Origin of the sequence: Acinetobacter tandoii DSM 14970 = CIP 107469, from assembly GCF_000400735.1 — a bacterium.
GTDB classification, from domain to species: domain Bacteria; phylum Pseudomonadota; class Gammaproteobacteria; order Pseudomonadales; family Moraxellaceae; genus Acinetobacter; species Acinetobacter tandoii.
Genome location: NZ_KE007371.1, coordinates 354,011 through 376,434 on the forward strand (window position 1 = coordinate 354,011; position 22,424 = coordinate 376,434).

Consider the following 22,424-nt stretch of genomic DNA (forward strand, 5'->3'; position numbering starts at 1 on the left):
CTTAATTTTTATCGATAATGTGCAAGATATTCGTCAAAACTGATGTCAGTATCTTGTTCAAGTTGTTGTTGCTGTTGTAGCGATGTCTGTGCCAGTTCATCAAAATAGGCCTGTGTTTCAGGGTTTAATTGATGCTGTTCATACACTGCCGCATGTTGTTGAGCCATCACGCTACCAAAATTCCACGTTCCACCATGGGTCAAAGTATCTGCGATCACCTGTGCTGAAAGGGTATGATCAACCTCATCAATACGTTGTTGCATCAGTTGTAAAGCTTGAACATACAACTGCGTGGTATTGGCTTGATCTAGCAATTCTGCGAAGGGTTGCATCGCATCCAGATGTTTTTGACACCAAGCTTCAATCTGGTAATCCTGTCCATCTTCCACAATGTGTGCATTCGGTGCACGCCCCCGATTGACCACTTCAGCCTGATTCTGTTCAATCTGCTCTTGCTCAGCATCTAACAACGCAGGACTGTCTTGTAATAAACAATACAATGCCAAGACTTCCAGAAAACCAGCGCTGCTTTCATCAATCCCAATCGGACTATACGGATTCACATCCACCGCACGCAGCTCGACATAGCCCACACCACGATTCGCTAAAGCTTCCGAAGGCGTTTCACCGGCCTGAGGCACCTGCTTTGGTCGCACTAGACTGTAGTACTCATTTTCAATTTGCAGGACATGGTCATTAATTTGGGTTGGCTCACCTTGCGCATCATTTAACCCTAAACGGCTAAAGTCTGCATACGGAGTTTTGACCGCTTTTTGTAAACCGTCTAAATAGCCCTGAATGTCATTATAGTGAATGCCAAGTTGCTTCTGCGCTGAATTCTGATAACCAAAACGTCCCATGCGCAAAGCAGTGGCATAAGGCAAATATAAGGTCCCTTTTAACAACGGCAGCAAATGATGCTCACGCCCCGTCATAAAGCATTTACACACTGACGGGCTCGCACCCAGCAAAAACATCACCAACGGCGTTAAACGAATAAAATTCCGAATTAAGCCAAAATAACGATGGCTACGGTAATCTTGTGCAGAGAGTTGGCGTAAATGAGGATCGGTTTCTTGTTGTTGTAATGCACTAAATAAGCGGTCTGGGAAAGATAAATTATAATGTACCCCAGAAATGGTCTGCATACGGCGACCATAACGGATGCCTAAACCATGACGGTATAATGTCTTGAAACGGCCAATATTAGAACTGCCATATTGTGCCAAACGAATGTTGTCTTCCTCATTGTCCAACATACAAGGCATCGACAAAGGCCAAAGTCTTTCTTCGTTCTCTAAGTGACGATGCACCACAGCATGAATATCGGTCAAATAAGACAAGGTTTTGGCAATACTGTCTTGTGGAGGAGTAATAAACTCCATCAAGGCTTCTGAATAATCGGTGGTGATATGCGGATGGGTCAATGCCGATCCCAACGCTTTAGGATGATCGGCCTGCGATAAAAAACCATTACTTTGCATACGCAAACTTTCACGTTCTATACCACGCAACATCCCTTGTAACAGCGAAGAATCCACCCAAGTCGGAAGTACAGCTTGAGAGGTCGATTCGGGTTGATTCATTATCATCTCGCTTTTTGGAAGAACTACTAAAATAAAATCATCAGTTTATATCAGTCTACTGTGATTTGATGCCACCACATGACACGCTGTCTATTTTTCAAACAGATTCGCAACATTTGCTGCTTCTGTCAAAAAGATCCACTAAATCAGATCAGTAGCATTAATATGGGTAACATCGCTTATGTTCAACGGGTCAATATAAAAATTTCTGAAAAAGTGCACCTATTGCGGCAATTTTTTATCACAAAGTTACTCTATAAGACACCCAAAAAATATGATTTTATGGAAGAATAAGTGCTAAGGATCTGTAATAAAAATGAATTATCAGGATATTTTAAACTTTTGGTTTGCCCCCGAAACCCAACCGCACTGGTTTGCCAAAAGCAGCGAATTTGATCGAATGTTAGCAGAAAAGTTTGGCCAGATACATCAGCAAGCTGCTTTAGCTGAACTGTGGGAATGGCGTCAACAGCCTGAAGGGCGTCTTGCCGAAGTGATTATTCTAGATCAATTTTCCCGCAATTTATTTCGTGATCAAGCACAGGCCTTTGCGCAAGATGGACTTGCGTTAGGGTTGGCACAAGAAGCCATTTTAGGTCAACATGACTTAAAACTTAGCCCAGAACACCGTTATTTCTTATATATGCCTTTTATGCACAGCGAGTCGCAACGTGTACATGAATTTGGGTTAAAATTATTTGAACAATTGGGACATCCGATTGCCTTAGAATTTGAACGACAACATAAAGCTATTATTGACCGATTTGGACGCTATCCACACCGAAATCACATTCTAGGACGATCATCTAGCGCTGAAGAATTAGAATTTTTGACACAACCAAATAGCCATTTTTAACCCTGAGTGGTGTGTCTTCTTTCTCCCCTATTTCATCAGCAGTCTGCGGAGTATACACATGAAAACTAAGCTTATTGCCCTGACACTTATCACACTTGCACTGGCGGGCTGTGCGTCTACACCATCCAAACCTCGAACCTTTGATCAGTTGGGACGGTTTAATACCTATCCCATGAATACGCAGACCTATCGGATCAGTTTTGAAGCCGACCCCAACATGAACTATGGCGTCGCGGAAGAAATTACCTTGGTCAAAGCGGCCCAAACCACGGTCAAAAATGGCTTTCGCTATTTTAAAGTGTTGGATGATCCCAGTAATTTGACCAATAAACCCCCTCGTCAAGCGGTGGTGTATCACTCACCATCTTTCTACCCTTATGGTTACTATCCTCGTGGCTATTATCGCCGCTATCCAGGATATTGGCCTGACCCATTTTACGATACACCACAGGTGGTGAATATTGACCCTGTACAAGTCTCGTATACCATTGAGTGTTTTAAAGAAAAAGACAAAGTACCTAGCGATGCTTTTGATGCCACACTCATCTTACAGTCTTTGGGAAAAAAATATGGACTGACCTCTACAGGCGAGGTCATTCAACCACAACCCGAAGTATCTGCTCCAACCCAAAAATAAGATTAGGACAATTCTATGCATGTAGCGACCACCAGTTCTGAAAGCTTACAACGAAGTAAACGCTTCGCAAATATCGCTTTATTGCTGGCGGTCATGACATGGATTGTGCTCATGGTGCTCGCCAAATTCATACCTGAGTATACATGGCTGATTCATATTTTCATGTTGTCCGCAGAAGCTGGCGTTGTCGGTGGGTTGGCAGACTGGTATGCCATCACCGTGTTGTTCCGCAATCCTTTTGGCAAAATGCCAATTCCCAATTTTTTGCGTGACCATACCGAAATTATTCCACGTAACAAGGCGCGTATTGCCGAGTCTATGGGGCGTTTTGTCCAAGAGAATTTTCTTTCCCCTCAAGTGGTCGAACGCAGTCTCAAGAATATCGACTTGAGTCTGGCAGTGGGTCAATGGTTAGCCAATCCTCACAACAACACGCAAGTCACGCAAGTGATTCAGCAAACCGTCCCGAAAATCTTTGACTTTGTTGGGCAAGAGCAGATTGGTCGCTTTATTCAAAACAATAGTGTGCAATGGGTGCGCAATACCAATATCAACATGCTGGCCAGTGAAATGCTGCGTGCGGTCATTGAAAATGACTTCCACCAAGATGTATTGCAACGTGGCCTAGATATCGTGCATGACTGGATGATCAACCATCCAGAGCAAACCCGCGAACTCACGCAAAAGCTGTTTAAAGAACTTGGGGTCTCTAAATTGGCCAAAGGTGCCAGTTGGATTGGGATTGATGTGCAACAACGCACTATTGACTCACTGATTGAACGGGTAGAATCCATGCTCGCCAATCCAGAGCATCCTTGGCGACAACAGATTGAAGAAACAGCCCAAGAACTGATGCTGCAATTAACCGATCGGAACAGTGTCGCAAGCCAACGCTTAAATCAGGGTAAAGATGCCTTACTAGATAGCCCTCAAGTGCTGAATTTTATTCGCGGTGCGGTAGTGATTTTATGTGATGCCATCAAAGCAGATTTGATGCAGCCTGATTCAGGTATTGCAGCCAACCTACGCGTGGCAATTCAACAGGTTGGAGAGAATATCATTGCCAATCAGGCTGTTCGCCAGTTATTAAATGATCGCATGAGCGGTTTGGCGGTTAATTTGAGTGATCAATACAGTGAAAAAGTGATTCGTTTTATTAGCGAACGCATTCATGAATGGGACTCACGCGAGATGATTGGTAAAATTGAAAATGAGGTCGGTGGCGACCTGCATATGATTCGCGTGAATGGCGTGGTGGTGGGTGCCTTTATTGGTCTCGCACTGGGGATTATTCGTGCTGTGGTCGATTATTTGCTCTAGTTTACGACACGGTTCAGACAAAGAAAAAATAGATTTAAACTTGTACAAACCTTGCAACATGCTAAATTAAATCGGTTTATTCTTCCTTGAGTCTGCGGTCATGCTTAAAATTCATTCCAAACTTCCTGCCCAAGGAGTCACGATTTTTAGCCAGATGACTGCCATGGCACAACGGCTGAATGCACTCAATTTATCACAGGGCTTTCCAGACTTTGCTCCCCCGCAAGCCTTGGTTGAAGCCTTAAGCCATGCGACCTTACACGGTTCCAATCAATATGCAGCAGGCGATGGTTTACTCAGCCTACGCCAACAAGTCGCGCAACAATTTCTACAGCGCGATCAACTACAGATCGATCCCATCCATGAAATCACCATTACACCTGGGGCGACCATTGCCCTGTTTAGTGCCATTCAAGCCATTGTGCATGCGGGTGATGAAGTCATTGTGTTTGATCCGAGCTATGACAGCTATGCACCAAGTATTGCTTTGGTCGGTGCAAAAGCAGTTCATATTCCTTTAATGGCACCGCATTTTCATGTGGACTGGAACCGAGTTGCCAACGCAATTAATGCCAAAACCCGCATGATCATTGTCAATACGCCACATAATCCAACTGGGGCGATTTGGTCCAAACAAGATTGGCAACAGCTGATTCAACTGATCCAAAATCGCAATATTGTGGTGCTCTCAGATGAGGTCTATGAACACTTGGTATACGATGGACAACAGCACTATTCGGCCTTGTCTTTTCCAGAACTACGTGAACGGTGTTTTGTGGTCGGTTCATTCGGAAAAACCTTCCATGTGACTGGTTGGAAAACAGGGTATTGTGTGGCTACGCCTGAGTTGATGCGGGTCTTTCGTCAAGTTTATCAATTTGCCAATTTTTGTGGGGTCACTCCAGTTCAAGTGGCTTTAGCACAGTACATGCAAGAATATCCTGAACATATTCAGCAGCTTGCTCGTTTTTATCAGCAGAAACGTGATTTATTCAATGCGAGTTTAGCAGCTTCCCGATTTACATTGACGCCGTCTCAAGGCACCTATTTCCAAAGTTTGGATTATCGTGCAATTCGCCCCGATTTGAATGATGTTGACATGTGCCACTTCCTTGCAGAACAGCATGGCATTGTAGCGATTCCCATTTCCGTGTTTTATCAGCAACCATCTGAAGATTTGAAACTGATTCGCTTTTGCTTTGCCAAAACCGAACAGACCTTGACCCAAGCCACCCAAATTCTTAGTGCGGTTTAAAGCCCATCCAAGCATAAAAATACGCTCTGCAATATGACTTTGCTTACTGAAATACATCCATTTTTTCTATGCTAACTGTGCTAGGGTAAGCTGAAGAAACACGATAAAAAAGAGCACAGGATTATCTATGTCGGCACACAACCCTTTGGTGCAACATCAAAAGCTATGGAAAGCCTTTTTTATTTTTCTTATGCCGTTGATTGCCACCAATATTCTGCAAAATCTATCAGGGACAATTAATACGGTCTTTGTCGGGCAGATGATGGGGGTACAAGCGATTGCCGCAGTGGCGGTATTTTTTCCGATTTTGTTCTTTTTAATGGCCTTTGTGATTGGTTTGTCCGCAGGTTCAACCGTACTGATTGGACAAGCATGGGGTGCACAGAATATAGAAAAAGTGCGGGCGGTGGTCGGCTCGACCCTATTTATGACCCTGATTGGTGGAAGTATCATTGCCCTACTAGGGGTAGTATTTTCCCGCCATGTGTTATTGGCATTGGGTACGGATGAAGCCGTCATGCATTTGTCCTTGCCTTATGTGCAGTGGATGCTCGCAGGTAGCCCTTTATTATTTATCTATATTATTTATACCTCCATTTTACGCGGTGTGGGCGATAGCACTACCCCTTTAATCGCTTCAGGCATGACCATTTTAGTAGGTCTTTGTGTGACTCCTGTCTTGATTGCAGGCTATTGGGGCTTTCCTCGACTGGGAATTGTTGCACCTGCGATTGCATCGACCCTAGGTTTTGTTTCCGTTCTCATTTTCTTATATTTTTATCTGGGCTATAAACGCCACCCTCTTAGACTCGACGCGCAAATGCTGCGTCATATTCGTTTTGACCGCCAACTGTGTCAAATTATTTTACGCCTCGGTATTCCAACTGGGATACAAATGGTCACGACTTCGGTTGCTGGTTTGGTGATTGTAGGATTAGTCAATCGTCATGGTGCTGATGCGACTGCTGCCTATGGAGCTGTGAATCAGGTTCTGAATTATATTCAGTTTCCTGCACTTTCGATTGCGATTGCTGCATCGATTTTTGCCGCTCAAGCGATTGGCGCTGGAAAGTCAGAATTACTCTCCAAAGTTACACGTACCGCACTCGGGATGAATATTGCGATTACAGGATTATTGGTGGTCTTGGGCTATCTATTTTCAAAATATCTCATGGCACTTTTTATCACAGATCACGCTGTAGTCGAACTGGGTCAACAGCTTTTGTTTATTGTGTTATGGTCCATTTTATTCTTTGGTGCCAGCGCGATTTTTGCTTCGATTATGCGTGCCAGTGGTACCGTCACCGTTCCGATGATCATCAACATTGTTGCCATTATTGCTATTGAAGTTCCCTGCGCTTATTTATTTAGTGACTGGTGGGGGCTACAAGGTATCTGGTATGCCTATGCACTTGCCTTTGTGTGCCTATGTGTGATGCAAGGTCTGTATTATCAATTTGTCTGGAAAAAGAAAACCGTAGAAAGCCTAATTTGATAGCCCGTAAATAAAAAGCAGGTGCTGATCTTCAGATCAACACCTGCTTATTTACTCAGCTTGTTATTTAAATCGCTTGCTCAATGACGTCGCCATAGCCGTCACTTTTTGATAGCCTGTTGGCAAAATACGCTGAATTAGATCTAAAGATTTAGCATCATTGCCAATCAATACACGACGCTTATCCTTTTGTACCGCCGCTAAAATTTGACGTGCCGCTTCTTCAGGTAGAATACGTAATAACTTGTTAAATGTGCGTGCCGATTTTTCTGGGTTCATCCCCAAGCTACGCAAACTGTCATTCATACGCGCATCATTGGCAATATTGGTGCGAATACCACCTGGGTGGACACACAACGCGCTAACCCCACAATTTTCAATATCCAGTTCCTGACGTAGGGATTCGGTAAAACCACGCACCGCAAATTTGGTGGCATTATAAGCCGATTGGGTAGGTTGAGCCGTTAAGCCGAACAAGCTAGAAATGTTGATGATATGACCATCGCCTGTTTGCTTAATCAATGGTAAAAACTCTTTGGTCCCGTACACCACGCCCCAAAAATTAATCCCCACAATCCATTCCAGTTCATCATAACTCGCACCTTCTACTGTCGAGCCCAACGCCACCCCAGCATTGTTAAAAATCATATTGACTGAACCATGATTTTGTACCGTTTCTTCTGCCCAAGCACGCATGGCTTCACGATCCGACACATCCAGTTTTTTGGTGGTCACTCGAACATTGCTGTCTTTGAGTAATTCTACGGTTTTTGCCAAACCTTGCTCATTAATATCACTTAAAGAAAGGTGGCAACCTTGCTTGGCTAAAAGCAATGCCAACTGTTGACCAATCCCTGAACCCGCACCTGTTACAGCGGCGACTTTATTGTTAAATGTTTTCATTTTCTTTCCTTATTGGTTCCTAAGGCGGTATGACAAAGCTACCCCCATTCTTTTATGCATGATGCGAAAGACTCTCTCAATATAAATTTGACAATAACCATTGTCAATAAATGTCTGATGAATCTCCTTTCGGTCAAACTCCGCGTTTAATTTAGGCATTTGCAACAATTGTTGTTAAACTATAAGCGGTCTTTGCTACGTTTTATCTTTATGACTTATTCCAATACCAACGATGCAGGAAAAAATAACCAACCGTTAAAAAATAAAGAACGCCAGTTTAAAGGGCTGTCTTTGACTGAACGTCAGCAGGCACGCCGTGAAAAACTCATCGAGGCTGGTATTGAAGTTTATGGCACCCATGGTTTTTTTGCGGTCACGGTCAAAGACATTTGCAATGAAGCCAAACTGACCGAACGCTATTTTTATGAATCTTTTAAAAAGAGTGATCAACTCTTCCAAACCATCTTTTTAAAACTGATTGATGAACTGCAACAAAATGTCATGCAAGCGATTATGCAAGCCTCAAACAGTCATGAAAAAATGGTCGATGCCGGCTTAACCGCCCTACTCACCACGCTCAAAGACAACCCACGTATGGCACGTATTATTTATATCGATGCTATGCTGGTACAAGAACTGCATAACCAAGCCACCATTCACGAAACCATGTTGCGTTTTGACCGTATGATTCATGCTTTTGTCATGTTGATGATGCCGAATATCCCGCATTCAGAACGTGAAATTTCATGGGTTTCTACAGGCTTAAATGGTTATGTTACCCAGATTGCGATTCGTTGGGTCATCAGTGGCTTTAAACAGTCTCTGGACGATGTATTGGCATCATGTCGAGTGGTTTTTTTAGCTCTACTCGAATCATTTTCTGAGAAAAAAAATTAAATTACAGCAATTTAATTTTTACAAAAGAATTGAACCAGATTTGAACTCAGCCATTAAGTTTGTCTAAAATTGTTCACGAATTAGACTAAAAATTGTCACAAAACTTTGCGAAAATTGGGATTCTGCCCTATTCTGCAATGATACTGTCATAATTAATCTTTGTAATAAGCCTGTCATAAATAAAAAACGGCCTACCGTTATCATCAATAGGATATTGCGTTGTGAAAGATGACTACATACTAATCGTCGATGACGAACTTCCAATTAGAGAGATGATTCATACCTCTTTGGATATGGCAGGCTTTCAATGCTTACAGGCAGAAGATGCAAAACAGGCGCATCAAATGATTGTCGATCAACGCCCAGCGTTAATTCTGCTCGACTGGATGATGCCTGGTGGTGTCAGCGGTGTCGATCTCTGCCGTCGCCTTAAACGCGATGAAAATTTATCTGAAATTCCTGTGATTATGCTCACTGCACGCGGAGAGGAAGACCATAAAGTCCAAGGTCTCGATGCTGGTGCAGATGACTACATGACCAAACCTTTTTCGACACGCGAATTGGTATCGCGCATTAAAGCTGTTCTGCGTCGCGCCAATGCTCTGAGTGGAGAAAAAACCATTGATGCCAATGGTTTATTGCTTGACCCAGTTAGCCAACGCGTGAGTTTTGGCAATAATATTCTAGAAATGGGTCCAACTGAATATCGTTTATTGGCTTTCTTCATGACGCATCCTGAGCGTGCTTATACCCGTGCGCAACTGCTTGATCAAGTTTGGGGTGGAAATGTTTATATTGAAGACCGTACTATTGATGTCCATATTCGCCGTTTACGCAAAGTCTTAGAACCCTATGGTGCAGACCGTTTTGTTCAAACCGTGCGTGGAACGGGTTACCGCTTCTCCACTCGTGCTGATGTAGCTTTAGGTTAATTTTAGTTTTATGTATGAACCCTACCCTGTCCCCGAACTGGCGCGTGAGCATCAAAAATTCCGTTACAGCAGTTTATGGATATTTGCCAAACAAGATTTACGTTTACTGGTTTTTCTATTGCTGATTGCAAGCTTGATCGGGTTTGGCATCGGGTATTTTTGGGTTTGTATTTTTACTGCTTTTACTATTTTCTTCGGTTTCCAACTGCGCTCTTTGTACTTGGTCAATGAATGGATTTCTAACCGTCCTTATGATGTTCCGCCCAATTTAAATGGCATCTGGGGAGCATTATTATTTAATGTCTATCGTGCACAGCGCCAAGAACGTATTGTTCAAGCCGAAATGGTTGGTTTGATTGACCGTGCACAATCCTCTTTGGTGGCACTGGCAGAAGCCGTGGTGTTAATTGATGAGTCACATCAAATTGAATGGTGGAATCCCGCGGCAGAAAAATTATTGGGCATTCAGGCGCTAGATCGTGGTCGCAATATTATGACCATTCTACGCCAGCCAAGTTTTATTGAATATTTCAAACAAAGCGATCAAATCCCTGATGGGATTAAAATGAAATCCTCAGTGTTTGAAGATCATTACGTACAAATCAAAATGACTCGCTTTGGCGGTGAAAGCCGTCTTTTAGTGGCGTATGACGTGACTCGGATGCATAACTTGGAGCAAATGCGTAAAGATTTTGTCGATAATATTTCACATGAATTACGCACGCCTTTAACAGTGCTCAGTGGTTATATTGAAACCTTTACCGACCAAGAAGACTTAAATCCGCGTTGGAAACGCGCGTTTGAGCAAATGCAGGCACAGACCAAACGCATGAATGCCTTGGTCAATGACCTGTTGCTGTTATCCCGTTTGGAAAATAACAAGCAAATTGCCAAAAACCAGATTATTGAAATGCCCAGCCTGATGAATCAATTGTTTGATGATGCGCAGGCCTATAACGTGGATTATGGTCATACGCTGAATCTGGACATCGACAGTCATTGTGACCTGATTGGCTCCGATACCGAATTGGCCAGTGCCTTTAGCAACCTCATCACCAATGCCATTAAATACACCCCAAAAGGCGGTACCATTACCATGGGTTGGCATGATGATGGTGAACATGGTTATTTCACTGTTGAAGATACGGGTATTGGTATTGATCCGAAACATTTGCCACGTTTAACCGAACGCTTCTATCGTGTGGATAGCGCACGTAGTCGTCAAACCGGTGGAACGGGTTTAGGACTGGCGATTGTGAAACACGTACTGATGCAGCACAACGCACATTTAGAAATTGAATCCAAAGAGAATCAAGGCTCGACCTTTAAAGTGGTTTTTCCGAAAGAACGCCTGTACCACTTGAGCTAAAAATTGTTTTATTCAGCAATGATTATTATATGATTTAAAAAATAAGGATTGAGATGGTTGCATCGAACAACCATCTCAAAGCCATCATTACAGGGTATGTCCCAATGCTTCGCCCATCACTACCGTCGAATTGGCTTTAAACTGGGCATCCCACTGCATTTTATTTTGTTCAAACAAGACAATTGCCGTCGAACCTAAGTAAAAACGTCCTAGCTCTGCACCTTTTTCAAGGAATAGATTGTGCTGGTTCAACTCTAAACGCCCCGTCGGTTTCACTTTGCCTGTCGCAACCGTTTCGATGCCTGCCACAATCATCGCACCGACTAACACCACTGCCATACGCCCCAATTCGGTATCGAACAGGCACACCATACGCTCATTACGTGCGAACAAACCTGGAATATTTTCAGCCGTTGTCTGGTTCACAGAGAACAATTCACCAGGTACGTATAAGGTTTCTGTGAGCGTACCTGCAAACGGCATATGTACACGGTGATAATCACGCGGAGATAAATATACCGTAGCAAATTCACCGTGTTTGAATGGCTCTGCTAATTGAGGATCCGCAATCAGTTTTTCAACCGAAAAACTTTGCCCTTTGGCTTGAAACACTTCACCAGACTCAATATGCCCCAATTGTGAAATTGCCCCATCGGCAGGAGACACGATGCTTGTCTCATCGGCATCAATCTCACGTACACCCTCTTGCAAAGCTCGGGTAAAAAATTCATTGAATGACTTGTATTTCAACGCATTTTTTTGCTCTGCAATTGACATATCAATGCCATATTGCGCTTTAAATGCAGAAATTGCCGTGTTTTTAATCAATGGATGTTCACTGGCAGCAATCTTACCTACCACACGCGAGAGTTGATGTTGTGGCACAACACGTTGCGCCTGAATAAAGAATTGTTTTGTTAAACGCGAGGTGAGGCTCAAGACGGTAACTCTCCAGTAACGATTGGACTATCGAGGCGATTGCCCCATTCACTCCACGCACCATCATAAGCTCGAATATTCCAACCCAATACACGACCCAAAATATAAGCCAAACCTGAACGATGATGTGACTGACAGTACACCACGACAGGTTCTTGTAAATTGAAACCTTGTTGTTCTAAGCGTTGTTGTGTGCGTTCTAAAGCATGCAATTTTAAATGATTTTCACGGTTAAGTGCAGTACTCCATTCAAAATGGCGCGCATTTGGAATATGACCACCGCGTCGTGCTGCTAATCTTAAACCCGTATATTCATCTTCAGTTCGACAATCCCAAAGCTGAATGGCCTGTTGCTGTACCAAAGACAACAACTCGGGATATTCAATACGGACTTGATCTTGTGCAGCCAAATTGACTTGCACTAAGGATTCTACAGGAGCGAATTGCTCCTGTTCTGAAGTCGTGGGCAAACCTTGCCCTAACCATGCATGAATACCGCCATTGAGCAGCGAGGTATTATAAAAACCCAAGCAATGCAAATTCCAGATCAATCGCCCAGCCCAAGCGCCACCTTCATCGTCATAAACCACCACATGATGTTCAGGACTAATATTTAAATACTGAATCAGTGCCTGCAAACCTTCAGCATGAGGTAACAAGCCCGTTGCATTTTCTTCTTGACGCAACAACTGCGCGGGTTTAAGCGGAATCGCATGTGGAATATGCAACTGCTCATAGACTGAACTTCGACTTAAATCCACAATACGTAATTTTTTATTGTCTAAATGTGGAAGTAGCTCTTCCACCTCGATTAATAAACCCAAATTTAGCGTAGATTCCGTCATCTTTTTTACACGTTTTGTTCTGGCAACAGCTTGATCTTAGCATAAGCCCATGTCTACCAACTGCCGATTTTCCTAGAGATCATTGCAGAAAATCAGCAATATAAATCAATTAATGCTCAAACTCTGTAATTTGAAAAACCTGACGTAAGTAGGCCAAGAAGGTATCGTTATCGGTCATGGTTTTACCCGGACTATCTGAAATTTTCGCCACCGATTGTCCATTACATTCCACCAACTTCAATACAATATTCAATGGAGTCTGCCCCATATCATTGGTCAGATTGGTGCCTATACCGAAGCTCACTTTGAAACGGTCTTTGAAATATTGATGTAATGCCCACGCTTTTTGTAAATTCAAACCGTCACTGAAAGTCAGCATTTTGGTTCTGCTGTCAATTTTTAAGGTTTTGTAATGTTCATAGGCTTTGTCTCCCCAAACAAAAGGGTCACCACTGTCGTGTCTTAAGCCATCGAACAATTTGGCAAAATACAAATCAAAATCACGCAGGAAAGCATCCATTCCCACTACATCAGTCAGGGCAATACCCAAATCACCTCGATATTCCTGTACCCAAGTCTCTAATGCGGCTTTTTGGAAATCGCGCAGACGCACATCTAAAGCCTGAAAGGCCTGTAAAAACTCATGTGCCATGGTGCCAATTGGTGAAATTCCTAATTCTTTTGCCAACAGCACATTGCTGGTCCCTCGGAAAACATTCGGTACTGCTTGGTGAAATGCCTGAATGACCTGTCTTTGCCAAGTCAAACTATAGCGACGACGGGTGCCAAAGTCAGACACCAGAAACGGGGGATCTTCTGGTTGTTGCTGCTGTTCACACTGTTGAATGAATTCAATTTTGGCTTTAAGACGACGCTTACCTTCTTCAAGTACTTCTGGTGTACGAATGCGTTGAAAATACAGCTCGTTGACAATCGCCAAAACAAAAATCTCGAACATCATCGCTTGGACCATGGGACCTTCGACCCAAATATCCAAACGGCCTTCGCTGTCTATGCCTGTATGAATGAAACGGCGTTTGAGTTGAAATAATTCTAAATAATCAACAAAGTCACTTTTAATAAAACGTAAGCTACGCAAATATTGCAATTCATCTTCTTGAAATCGAAGCTGACACAAATAATCTAACTGCTCATTCAAATCTTGCAGGATATCCACCAAGGGATAGACCGTCTCGTCCAAATTACGGCAACGGAAATGGTAAACACTGTGCGTTTGTGGGAACTTATGTAACACCACTTGTAGCATGGTGAATTTATATAAGTCAGTATCGAGTAAAGATTGAATGATTGCAGACATAAAGGTTCAGTTTTTATCAACTTCTAGCATTAAAACACACTTTCAAACTGAAAAAAGCCATTGATTGCAGAAAACTCACCAAATCAAGATGTCTCAAAATCTGTATCAGAATGATCTTTGCTACAATGCCTTCCACATTAACATCGAGGGATTCTCGTGCGTGCATTATTACAACGAGTACTTGAAGCCAAAGTGATCGTCGACGGTCAAGTCACGGGTGAAATTCAACATGGGTTGCTGGTCTTTTTAGGGCTAGGGAAAGAAGATCAGCTTGAAAAAGGCAAAAAGCTGATTGATAAAATCCTCAAGTACCGCATTTTTGATGATGAACAAGGCAAAATGGGCTGGAACGTGGCACAAGCTCAAGGTGGCCTATTGTTGGTGTCGCAATTTACCCTCATGGCGCAAACGCAAAAAGGCTTACGCCCAGATTTTGGTCCTGCAATGCCGCCTGATGCTGCCAAAGTCTTGTATGAGCAATTGGTGGACTATGCCAAATCGCAATTTGGACAGGTACAAACAGGCATTTTTGCAGCAGACATGAAAGTCCATTTAATTAATGATGGCCCTGTGACTTTTCAACTTGAAGTTGAATAAAATATTCCGCAATAAAAAGCCTACAGTGAATTGTAGGCTTTTTATTGCTTCGCAGTGAAAGACTTATCGGCCTGTCTTTTCTTTTAAGAATTGACGTGCCAATTGAATTTTCTCTTTCACTGGTTTTGGTAATTTTGGTGGAATCAATTTTGCAACTTTGTTAAACCAAACCAATAAGCTGAAGTCACCTTCCATTTTGATGCTGCCATTTTGCATCCCAGTCATAAATGCAGAAGGGTCTCCTTTCAACAAGGTTTTCACCCCTTGCTCGCTGTCTGCGAATTGCAAGATAAAATCAGCTTTCTCTGCATCGCCTGAAACTGTATCAATTTGTCCATTGTCGACAATAATTTGACGCGCTACGCCTTGATCTGTCCCAATTTGAATACGGAACTGACGCTCATGAATTAACTCGATAAATTTTGGACTGGTACGAGCCAGTTGTTTCATGCGCAACACTAAACTTGCTACTAAAAGATCAAGTGGATCCGTGCTCACATCGACCAATGGTAGTTTGACAACTGGAATTGAAGACAGTTTCATGACGTTTGAAGCCTATTGTAATTGTAGAAAAATTGACTGCTCCATCCTACCATAACTTAATTCTGATGGAAGCTAGGCTTTGTATAACAATCCTGATCCGACCACCAAAGTCACAAACAAAATTTTTATTCTCATCATAAAAAGGCTGTCTTTTTACTAATACTTAAATCAGCAATTACAGCCTGTATAAGTGAAATGGATTCAATCACAATCATAACATTAAAAATAAAAATTCATATGAAGCGATAAGCCGACTCTGGTATCAACCATAAGAATATAGATAAGCTGGTTGTATGGATATTTTCTTATGCTTCAGCTTCACCGAAACTGAGCTCCTTCCCACCTTGGCTGAAAAGGAGCAATAAACACTTAACGACTACTGTACTGCTGATCGTCCTCATACACAGGAGTATGTTCAATATAGCGACGTTTAGATAAAGCACGTTCAGCACGACGGTCTTCTCGAAACAATAATAGCGTCACCATCGTCATGGCTAAACTCACCGCTGCCAAATAGCTATACGCCATGGGTACATCAAATACGACCTGAATGCTGAGTCGAATCATTTCTAACAAGCCCCAGAACATCATACCTGCGAACATAAAGCTCAGCCAACGGCGATAAGGCGAGAAGAAAACAGCAATCAATGCAACAGCCACACAACTCAAGCCAATTATGGTTGCTAAATTCGCTGTGACCATAAAAACCTCCGTCTTCAATGGGAATCGTGTCTGGGCAGATACTCAACCCTTAATTCTCACGACCTATATTAATTTTGTGAAATTTGTTTATCTGCATCTCTATGCAAGCATTATGAGCAGTTTTAAACAGAAAAAAAGGCATGCTTTTTTATTAAACGACATACATTGTCGCAATATTATTTTGTCATTACATTTTTTGTCATTTCGACTTGAATGGAAGCAAGATATGCCATGAGTTGGCGTGTCATTACAAAAAAACAACGGGTTTTTTCACTGAAAAAAATATTTTTTAGATACCCGATATGAAGCAGATTGTGCCCAATCGTTAGATGATTTTTTAATACAAAAGTCACGCAGAAGAAAACAAAAAACGCAATCCTAAGATTGCGTTTTTTCATGAAACTGTAATGGTTACGCGCAGTTAAGATCTTTATCATGCACACCCAACAAGTATAAAACTCCATCGAGTCCTACACTTGAAATCGCCTGATTGGCATTCTGACGGACTAAAGGTTTCGCACGGAAAGCAACCCCTAAGCCTGCCAAAGACAACATGGGTAAATCATTGGCACCATCCCCCACCGCAATGGTTTGCTCTGGTGAAATACCCATATTATCTGCCAGTTCACTCAACAAAAATGCCTTACGTGCACCATCGACAATATGTCCTTTGACTTCACCTGTGACGTAACCATCTTGTACATCTAGTACATTGGCATGCACTTCATCAATCCCGAGTTTGGCTTGTAAATACTCTGCAAAGTACTGGAAGCCACCCGATAAAATTGCTGTTCTATAACCTAATGATTTTAAGGTTGTAATTAAGCGTTCAGCACCTTCTGTAATGGTCAAACGTTCCGCAATTTTAGGCAATACCGAAGCATCCAAACCTTTCAATAACGCCACACGCGCACGGAAACTTTGTTGGAAATCTAGTTCCCCTTGCATAGCACGTTCAGTAATTTCTGCAACTTGCTCACCCACACCCGCTTCAATCGCCAATTCATCAATCACCTCTTGTTCAATGAGGGTCGAGTCCATGTCAAAACAGACTAAACGGCTGTTGCGACGATAAGCATTGTCTTCTTGCACCGCAATATCAATACTGAGTTCAGAAGACAAACGTAAACAAGCTGCGCGCATTGCTGTTGCATCTAACATTTGTCCACTTAGACCAAACTGCACACAAGAACGTTTTGGTCCTTCCAACTGATTTTGTAGTTGTGGACGGCCTGATAAACGGGTCACTGTTTCGATATTAAAACCTTGGTTCGACACAATATTGGTAACAGCTTGTAAATGTGCAGCCGTCAGTTCAGGCGCCAAAGCCGTAACAATATAGCGTGTCCGTCCACCTTCACTTACCCATTGATCATATTCTGTTGCAGAGATCGGTTTAAAGCGCACTGTTAAGCCGATATCATGTGCTAGAATCAGAATTTCCTTCATGGCTAATGCTGTTGCAGTCTGGTCATCTGACGAAACAACAATACCTAAAGTCAGTTGATTATGGATGACGGCTTGTCCAACATCTAGAATTTGTAAGGAATGAGTGGACAAAACCCGCATTAATCGAGTGAATTGATTAGGCTGGTCGGGTCCCAAAAATGATATAAGAATGATTTCTCGCATGAATTGACTCGGGTCTGAGCTACAACTATTGTGAGAATCATAATCGAATTTGAATAGAATTGCCTTGGAAGTTTACGTTGAATGCGCCTAGACAAGGGCTATTTGCTAGCCTACTGATAATAAGTTTTGCACTTCATACCTTTTTATTGGTGATTGCAACCACTCACCAACTGAATGAGAACCGTGCGAATCAGGGACAGTTGATGACCAGCCAATTGGTCACAGACAGCTTATCTGAGCTTGAACCTGCCAATACGGTATCACTGGCCTTGTTGGTGAATCGTTATGCCACCAATCCAAGTGTCGCCTCTATTCGAATTTTGGACGGCGCCAATCAGGTTTTGGCAACAGGTGGTTTATCCAAAACCCGTGATGGTGAGGTTTTTGTTCGTGATGCCCTACAAAATGAGAAAAAAGTCGGCACCATAGAAATTACCCTGATCAAACCTAGTATTGGGGAAATTTTACGGACTCAATGGTTAGCCATTTTGTTCTCGTTCTTTATTCATGGTCTGTTATGGTTAGGTTACCGCGCGATTGCCCGCCCAAGCCGTACCGAATATTTAGCACGTATTAATAATGAATCACGCTTAAAACACGAAATTCAGGCCTTAACTCAAGCACTGGAGCAAGAGAAACATAATGCTGCGTTAACCATTGCGCAAGCCCAACAGCAGTTCCAAAATAAAAATAAAGCCAAAGAAATTAAACCTGTGATTTTGGATGATTGCTCAGTCGCATTGAACATTCAATATTATGATCCGAAGCAACTCCTCGATTCCGTCAATCAGACCGTATCTGTACCCTATTTCAATTTGTGCCAGATTTTCTTAAATAAAAGTATTGAACTTGCTGTTCAGCACTATAAATTGAATCGCTCCGACATTACCACGGTACAACAATTCAGTGCGCAAGGGGCAACCATCACTTTATCGGCAGACATGCCTAATGCCGTGCCTTGTCTAGTGATGATTAGCTCAGTGTTCCAATTATTGTCGGAAGTTTTATATAAACGCTACCGTGAAGAAAAACGTTTCGTGTTACAAACACGCAGTGCTATTTCTTCGTCTGTAGAAGCAATGCAGTTGTCTGCGGTTCAAGCGGCTGAACGTCTGGTCCATCAACTCTCTGCCAAAGAAAGTGCGGTTCATCTAAACAATGAATTGTTAAAGGATATCAGCGAACACTATGACTTGGTGTCCTTACCGAATCCGACCAATGTATTGACTCGTCATGCCTTTATGGTCAATGGGATGGATAGCAGTACAGCCGAATTGGCACAAAGTTTAAGAACTGAGATTTTGAAAGGTAAACAATCTAAAGCCTCATAAGCTTGCTTCGATAAAAAAGCCTGACTCGTATCAGGCTTTTTTTGTGCGGTCTTTAAAAGATTAAATTTTTTGTAAGCTCTTGCTGATTAAGAACTCTTGCGCGGAATGAGGCACTTCATCTGGAGCAACGCAGGCTTGAATCCACTCTCCAGTAGACTGCAATTGCCATGTACCCTTTTGATCCGACAAATAATTGAGTAAACCATCTTGCAGAATACGCTTTTTGATCTTCGAGTCTAAAATAGGAAAGCAGGTTTCGACACGTGAAAATAAATTACGTCCCATCCAGTCTGCGCTGGCACAGTACAGTTTCTTTTCTCCGCCCTGTTCAAAATAATACACACGGGTATGTTCCAAGAAACGTCCCACAATCGATCGCACTCGTATATTTTCGGACAAGCCCTCCAGTTGCGGAACCAAACAGCAAATTGAACGAATAATCAGTTCAATGTTCACCCCTGCCTGTGAGGCACGATATAAAGCAGCAATCAGTTGTGGCTCGGTCAGTGCATTGACCTTAATGATAATACGCGCGTTTTTTCCCGCTTGTGCGTATGCAATTTCCTGATCAATCAACTTCAGTAATTCTGTATGCAAAGTAAAAGGCGCATGTAGCAAAGTCTTTAATTTTGCCATTTTACCCATGCCCGTCAGTTCTTGGAACATCAGGTGTACATCTTCACAGATGTCAGGTTGCGTGGTCATCAAGCTATAATCGGTATATATTCGGGCATTCCCTGCATGATAATTGCCTGTGCCTAAATGTGCATAACGCGCCAATTGCTGATCTTCACGACGTACGATTAAAATCATTTTGGCGTGGGTTTTATAACCCACAATGCCATATACCACTACCGCCCCCGCTTCTTGCAAGACATTGGCTACGGTAATATTCGACTCTTCATCAAAACGTGCCCGCAGTTCAATCACCGCTGTGACTTCTTTGCCATTACGCGCAGCTTCTGCTAAGGCTTGCACAATTTCCGAATCTGCTCCACTACGATATAACGTTTGTTTAATGGCCAATACATTCGGATCTTTTGCCGCTTCACGTAATAAACTGATCACAGGTTGAAATGAGTCAAAAGGATGATGCAGTAATACATCTTCTTTTTTCAAAATTTCAAAGATGGACTGTTGCTTGCGAAAGGGCTTGGGAATGACAGGATTAAACACAGGATATTTTAAATCAGGGCGATCAAAACTGGTGGTTAAGCGCGATAAATTGATGGGCCCCGAAATCGAATACAAATGTTGTTGATCTAAATCGAATTGATTAAGCAAATAATCCGTAATTTCACGAGGACAATCATCTTCAATTTCTAAACGCACCGCGCGACCAAAACGCCGAGAAGACAGCTCATCTTTTAATGCCACCGCCAGATCATCGACATCTTCAGATAAAATTAAATCCGCATTGCGTGTGACGCGGAAAGCATAACAACCTGTCGCTCTCATGCCAGGAAATAAATCGCTGATATGTTGTTGAATAATAGCGGTCAGGAAAATCTGTTCTTGATGGTTCCCTACCACACTCTCAGGCAAATGAATCAAACGTGGTAAAGAACGCGGTGCAGGCACAATCGCCATTTCGATTTCACGTCCAAAAGCATCTTTACCTTCTAGGCTGACAATGAAATTCAGGCTTTTATTCACCAAACGCGGAAAAGGATGTGATGGATCCAAACTGATTGGGGTCAACACAGGCTGCACTTGTTTAGCAAAATAGTGGGCAATCCACGGCTTATGCTTTTCTAAAATATCTTGATATTGAATGAAATGAATCCCAAAGTCTTGTAGCTGCGGCAAAATGGAATGATTGAAAATCTCGTACTGCTCTTGTACCGCCTGATGCACAATAGTCGAAAGTTCAGACAAAACTACATCGGTTGGAATACCGTCAGGCATTCGGGTAATGGCGTTTAAATCCTGTTGCTTCATTAGCCCCGCAACTCGAATTTCAAAAAATTCATCCAGATTGCGGGAGAAAATAATCAGGAAGTTAAGGCGCTCTAAAATGGGTAAATCAGGATTTCTCGCTTGAGCTAGAACACGCCGATTAAATTCAATGAGCGCCAATTCACGATTGAAATACGTTGCTGATGAATGCTGAAAATTTTTCATTTTGACTCAATATGGTTGATTTTTTAATCAACTCTTTACCCTCTGTGCCTGCATGTTATGTAGTGTTTATGACATTTTTATTACACGCTTGAACTCAGCTTGAATATGCGAACTCACTGTTTACTTTATAAACACTTGGTCAAATTTTTATTAAAAATCACACTGATTTCATTCAGATTTTCGAGCGTCTAACTCTGACTCAGCAACCGATTTATGCTGTCGACTTGCCCAATAGGTCGCCAAAATCGGCCCAGAAATATTATGCCATAAACTAAAAATTGCACTGGGTAAGGCGGTTAATGGCGCTGTTGCAAAATGAACTGCGGCTAATGCCACGCCCAGACCTGAGTTTTGCATCCCGACCTCAATCGCCACAGCCTTACTGTCTGCATAATTTAAATGGAATAAACGGCTGCACCCAAATCCCAACAGATATCCTAGGCCATTGTGTAATGCCACCACCAGAAAAATCAATAAACCTGAATGTAACAACTGTGCTTTACTGCCACCAATAATGGCCGCCACAATCAACACGATAGCCAACACCGAAATCAGCGGCATCACAGTGATGTACTGCTGAATCCGTTGTTTCAATAAACGTCTTAAAATTAAGCCCACCACAATCGGCAATAGCACCACCTGTAAAATAGAACTCAGCATCGACCACGTATTAATTTCAATCCATTGACTCGCAAGCAGATAGAAAATAAATGGGGTAAGTATTGGAGCCAATAAGGTCGAAACCGCAGTGCAAGCGACAGATAATGCCGTATTGCCCTTTGCCATGTAAGTAATGACATTCGAAGCGGTTCCCCCAGGACAACAGCCCACTAAAATCACCCCAACTGCCAGCTCTGTAGGCAATTGAAAAATCAAACATAGGACATAAGCCAACAATGGCATCACCACAAATTGTGCGATTACTCCAATACAGACCGCTTTCGGCGTTTGTGCTATCGCTTTAAAGTCCTCCAGTTGCATGGTCATCCCCATGCCCAACATAATAATTCCCAACATCCATGGGATATAAGCTTTTAACCACACAAAGGCTTCAGGCAGAATTAATGCAATGGCTGCAAACAGCACCACCCACAAAGCAAAAGTTTTCTGAATCAAACGGCTCAATTGCAATAATGCAGACAT

At 42.6% G+C, this 22,424-nt stretch carries 20 protein-coding genes; 10 read left to right on the plus strand and 10 right to left on the minus strand.

Annotated elements, in window-relative coordinates; genetic code table 11:
• Positions 1-8: 8 nt before the first annotated feature.
• On the minus strand, positions 9-1,586 hold the full coding sequence (gshA, locus tag I593_RS17350) for a glutamate--cysteine ligase (RefSeq protein WP_016168874.1): 1,578 nt from the start codon (positions 1,584-1,586) through the stop codon (positions 9-11).
• A gap of 316 nt (positions 1,587-1,902) precedes the next feature.
• On the opposite strand from gshA, the gene I593_RS17355 reads away from it, so the two are divergent.
• The 5 genes from I593_RS17355 (at position 1,903) to I593_RS17375 (ending at position 7,149) form a co-directional block, all read left to right on the plus strand.
• Complete coding sequence (locus I593_RS17355; protein ID WP_016168875.1) at positions 1,903-2,442, plus strand: DUF924 family protein; 540 nt, start codon at positions 1,903-1,905, stop codon at positions 2,440-2,442.
• Positions 2,443-2,500: 58 nt separating this feature from the next.
• Positions 2,501-3,079, plus strand: coding sequence for a CC0125/CC1285 family lipoprotein (locus I593_RS17360; RefSeq protein WP_016168876.1), 579 nt, complete (start codon positions 2,501-2,503; stop codon positions 3,077-3,079).
• A gap of 15 nt (positions 3,080-3,094) precedes the next feature.
• Positions 3,095-4,399: a DUF445 domain-containing protein gene (locus I593_RS17365; RefSeq protein ID WP_016168877.1), complete on the plus strand. Its 1,305-nt coding sequence runs from the start codon at positions 3,095-3,097 to the stop codon at positions 4,397-4,399.
• A gap of 100 nt (positions 4,400-4,499) precedes the next feature.
• On the plus strand, positions 4,500-5,654 hold the full coding sequence (locus I593_RS17370) for a methionine aminotransferase (protein ID WP_016168878.1): 1,155 nt from the start codon (positions 4,500-4,502) through the stop codon (positions 5,652-5,654).
• 127 nt (positions 5,655-5,781) lie between these two features.
• On the plus strand, positions 5,782-7,149 hold the full coding sequence (locus I593_RS17375) for an MATE family efflux transporter (protein ID WP_016168879.1): 1,368 nt from the start codon (positions 5,782-5,784) through the stop codon (positions 7,147-7,149).
• Between the two features lie 63 nt (positions 7,150-7,212).
• Here the strand turns inward: I593_RS17375 and I593_RS17380 are convergent, their stop codons facing one another.
• Entirely contained in the window at positions 7,213-8,052 is an 840-nt protein-coding gene (locus I593_RS17380; RefSeq protein ID WP_016168880.1) for an SDR family NAD(P)-dependent oxidoreductase, read from the minus strand.
• Positions 8,053-8,262: 210 nt separating this feature from the next.
• Between I593_RS17380 and I593_RS17385 the strand changes: the two genes are divergently transcribed.
• From I593_RS17385 to phoR, 3 genes are all read left to right on the plus strand, one after another.
• Positions 8,263-8,949 (plus strand): TetR/AcrR family transcriptional regulator, encoded by a 687-nt coding sequence (locus I593_RS17385; protein WP_016168881.1) that lies wholly within the window; start codon positions 8,263-8,265, stop codon positions 8,947-8,949.
• Between the two features lie 221 nt (positions 8,950-9,170).
• Positions 9,171-9,881 carry a phosphate regulon transcriptional regulator PhoB gene (gene phoB, locus I593_RS17390; RefSeq protein ID WP_016168882.1) on the plus strand — a complete coding sequence of 237 codons (711 nt, stop codon included), beginning with the start codon at positions 9,171-9,173 and terminating at the stop codon, positions 9,879-9,881.
• A gap of 10 nt (positions 9,882-9,891) precedes the next feature.
• A complete protein-coding gene (gene phoR / locus I593_RS17395) occupies positions 9,892-11,250 on the plus strand; it encodes a phosphate regulon sensor histidine kinase PhoR (protein ID WP_016168883.1) in 1,359 nt (452 codons plus the stop codon).
• Positions 11,251-11,337: 87 nt separating this feature from the next.
• On the opposite strand, the gene asd is transcribed toward phoR, so the two are convergent.
• The 3 genes from asd to pncB form a co-directional block, all read right to left on the minus strand.
• Entirely contained in the window at positions 11,338-12,189 is an 852-nt protein-coding gene (gene asd / locus I593_RS17400) for an archaetidylserine decarboxylase (RefSeq protein ID WP_016168884.1), read from the minus strand.
• Positions 12,186-13,034: a sulfurtransferase gene (locus I593_RS17405; protein WP_016168885.1), complete on the minus strand. Its 849-nt coding sequence runs from the start codon at positions 13,032-13,034 to the stop codon at positions 12,186-12,188. Before I593_RS17405 ends, asd begins: the two co-directional genes overlap by 4 nt.
• A 109-nt stretch (positions 13,035-13,143) precedes the next feature.
• On the minus strand, positions 13,144-14,352 hold the full coding sequence (pncB, locus tag I593_RS17410; RefSeq protein WP_016168886.1) for a nicotinate phosphoribosyltransferase: 1,209 nt from the start codon (positions 14,350-14,352) through the stop codon (positions 13,144-13,146).
• Between the two features lie 156 nt (positions 14,353-14,508).
• Between pncB and dtd the strand changes: the two genes are divergently transcribed.
• Entirely contained in the window at positions 14,509-14,949 is a 441-nt protein-coding gene (gene dtd / locus I593_RS17415; protein WP_016168887.1) for a D-aminoacyl-tRNA deacylase, read from the plus strand.
• 63 nt (positions 14,950-15,012) lie between these two features.
• On the opposite strand, the gene I593_RS17420 is transcribed toward dtd, so the two are convergent.
• The 3 genes from I593_RS17420 to serB form a co-directional block, all read right to left on the minus strand.
• The gene (locus I593_RS17420; RefSeq protein ID WP_016168888.1) at positions 15,013-15,492 is read right to left on the minus strand and encodes an SCP2 sterol-binding domain-containing protein; all 480 of its coding nucleotides are present in this window, start codon (positions 15,490-15,492) and stop codon (positions 15,013-15,015) included.
• A gap of 369 nt (positions 15,493-15,861) precedes the next feature.
• Positions 15,862-16,194: a ciprofloxacin tolerance protein AciT gene (aciT, locus tag I593_RS17425; protein WP_016168889.1), complete on the minus strand. Its 333-nt coding sequence runs from the start codon at positions 16,192-16,194 to the stop codon at positions 15,862-15,864.
• A 411-nt stretch (positions 16,195-16,605) separates the two neighbouring features.
• The gene (serB, locus tag I593_RS17435) at positions 16,606-17,826 is read right to left on the minus strand and encodes a phosphoserine phosphatase SerB (RefSeq protein WP_016168890.1); all 1,221 of its coding nucleotides are present in this window, start codon (positions 17,824-17,826) and stop codon (positions 16,606-16,608) included.
• A 77-nt stretch (positions 17,827-17,903) separates the two neighbouring features.
• On the opposite strand from serB, the gene I593_RS17440 reads away from it, so the two are divergent.
• Positions 17,904-19,157: a hypothetical protein gene (locus tag I593_RS17440; RefSeq protein ID WP_016168891.1), complete on the plus strand. Its 1,254-nt coding sequence runs from the start codon at positions 17,904-17,906 to the stop codon at positions 19,155-19,157.
• A gap of 60 nt (positions 19,158-19,217) precedes the next feature.
• Here I593_RS17440 and ppk1 read toward each other — a convergent pair whose 3' ends face one another.
• The gene (ppk1, locus tag I593_RS17445; protein WP_016168892.1) at positions 19,218-21,281 is read right to left on the minus strand and encodes a polyphosphate kinase 1; all 2,064 of its coding nucleotides are present in this window, start codon (positions 21,279-21,281) and stop codon (positions 19,218-19,220) included.
• Positions 21,282-21,449: 168 nt separating this feature from the next.
• On the minus strand, positions 21,450-22,424 hold the full coding sequence (locus tag I593_RS17450) for a bile acid:sodium symporter family protein (protein ID WP_016168893.1): 975 nt from the start codon (positions 22,422-22,424) through the stop codon (positions 21,450-21,452).

Coding starts and splice junctions, on each gene's coding strand:
- I593_RS17380 (WP_016168880.1), bottom strand. CDS start 8,052: ATGAAAACATTTAACAATAAAGTCGCCGCTGTAACAGGTGCGGGTTCA.
- aciT (WP_016168889.1), bottom strand. CDS start 16,194: ATGGTCACAGCGAATTTAGCAACCATAATTGGCTTGAGTTGTGTGGCT.
- I593_RS17405 (WP_016168885.1), bottom strand. CDS start 13,034: ATGACGGAATCTACGCTAAATTTGGGTTTATTAATCGAGGTGGAAGAG.
- I593_RS17360 (WP_016168876.1), top strand. CDS start 2,501: ATGAAAACTAAGCTTATTGCCCTGACACTTATCACACTTGCACTGGCG.
- I593_RS17420 (WP_016168888.1), bottom strand. CDS start 15,492: ATGAAACTGTCTTCAATTCCAGTTGTCAAACTACCATTGGTCGATGTG.
- pncB (WP_016168886.1), bottom strand. CDS start 14,352: ATGTCTGCAATCATTCAATCTTTACTCGATACTGACTTATATAAATTC.
- I593_RS17370 (WP_016168878.1), top strand. CDS start 4,500: ATGCTTAAAATTCATTCCAAACTTCCTGCCCAAGGAGTCACGATTTTT.
- gshA (WP_016168874.1), bottom strand. CDS start 1,586: ATGAATCAACCCGAATCGACCTCTCAAGCTGTACTTCCGACTTGGGTG.
- I593_RS17450 (WP_016168893.1), bottom strand. CDS start 22,424: ATGTCTGCATTATTGCAATTGAGCCGTTTGATTCAGAAAACTTTTGCT.
- serB (WP_016168890.1), bottom strand. CDS start 17,826: ATGCGAGAAATCATTCTTATATCATTTTTGGGACCCGACCAGCCTAAT.
- I593_RS17355 (WP_016168875.1), top strand. CDS start 1,903: ATGAATTATCAGGATATTTTAAACTTTTGGTTTGCCCCCGAAACCCAA.
- I593_RS17385 (WP_016168881.1), top strand. CDS start 8,263: ATGACTTATTCCAATACCAACGATGCAGGAAAAAATAACCAACCGTTA.
- I593_RS17375 (WP_016168879.1), top strand. CDS start 5,782: ATGTCGGCACACAACCCTTTGGTGCAACATCAAAAGCTATGGAAAGCC.
- phoR (WP_016168883.1), top strand. CDS start 9,892: ATGTATGAACCCTACCCTGTCCCCGAACTGGCGCGTGAGCATCAAAAA.
- I593_RS17365 (WP_016168877.1), top strand. CDS start 3,095: ATGCATGTAGCGACCACCAGTTCTGAAAGCTTACAACGAAGTAAACGC.
- ppk1 (WP_016168892.1), bottom strand. CDS start 21,281: ATGAAAAATTTTCAGCATTCATCAGCAACGTATTTCAATCGTGAATTG.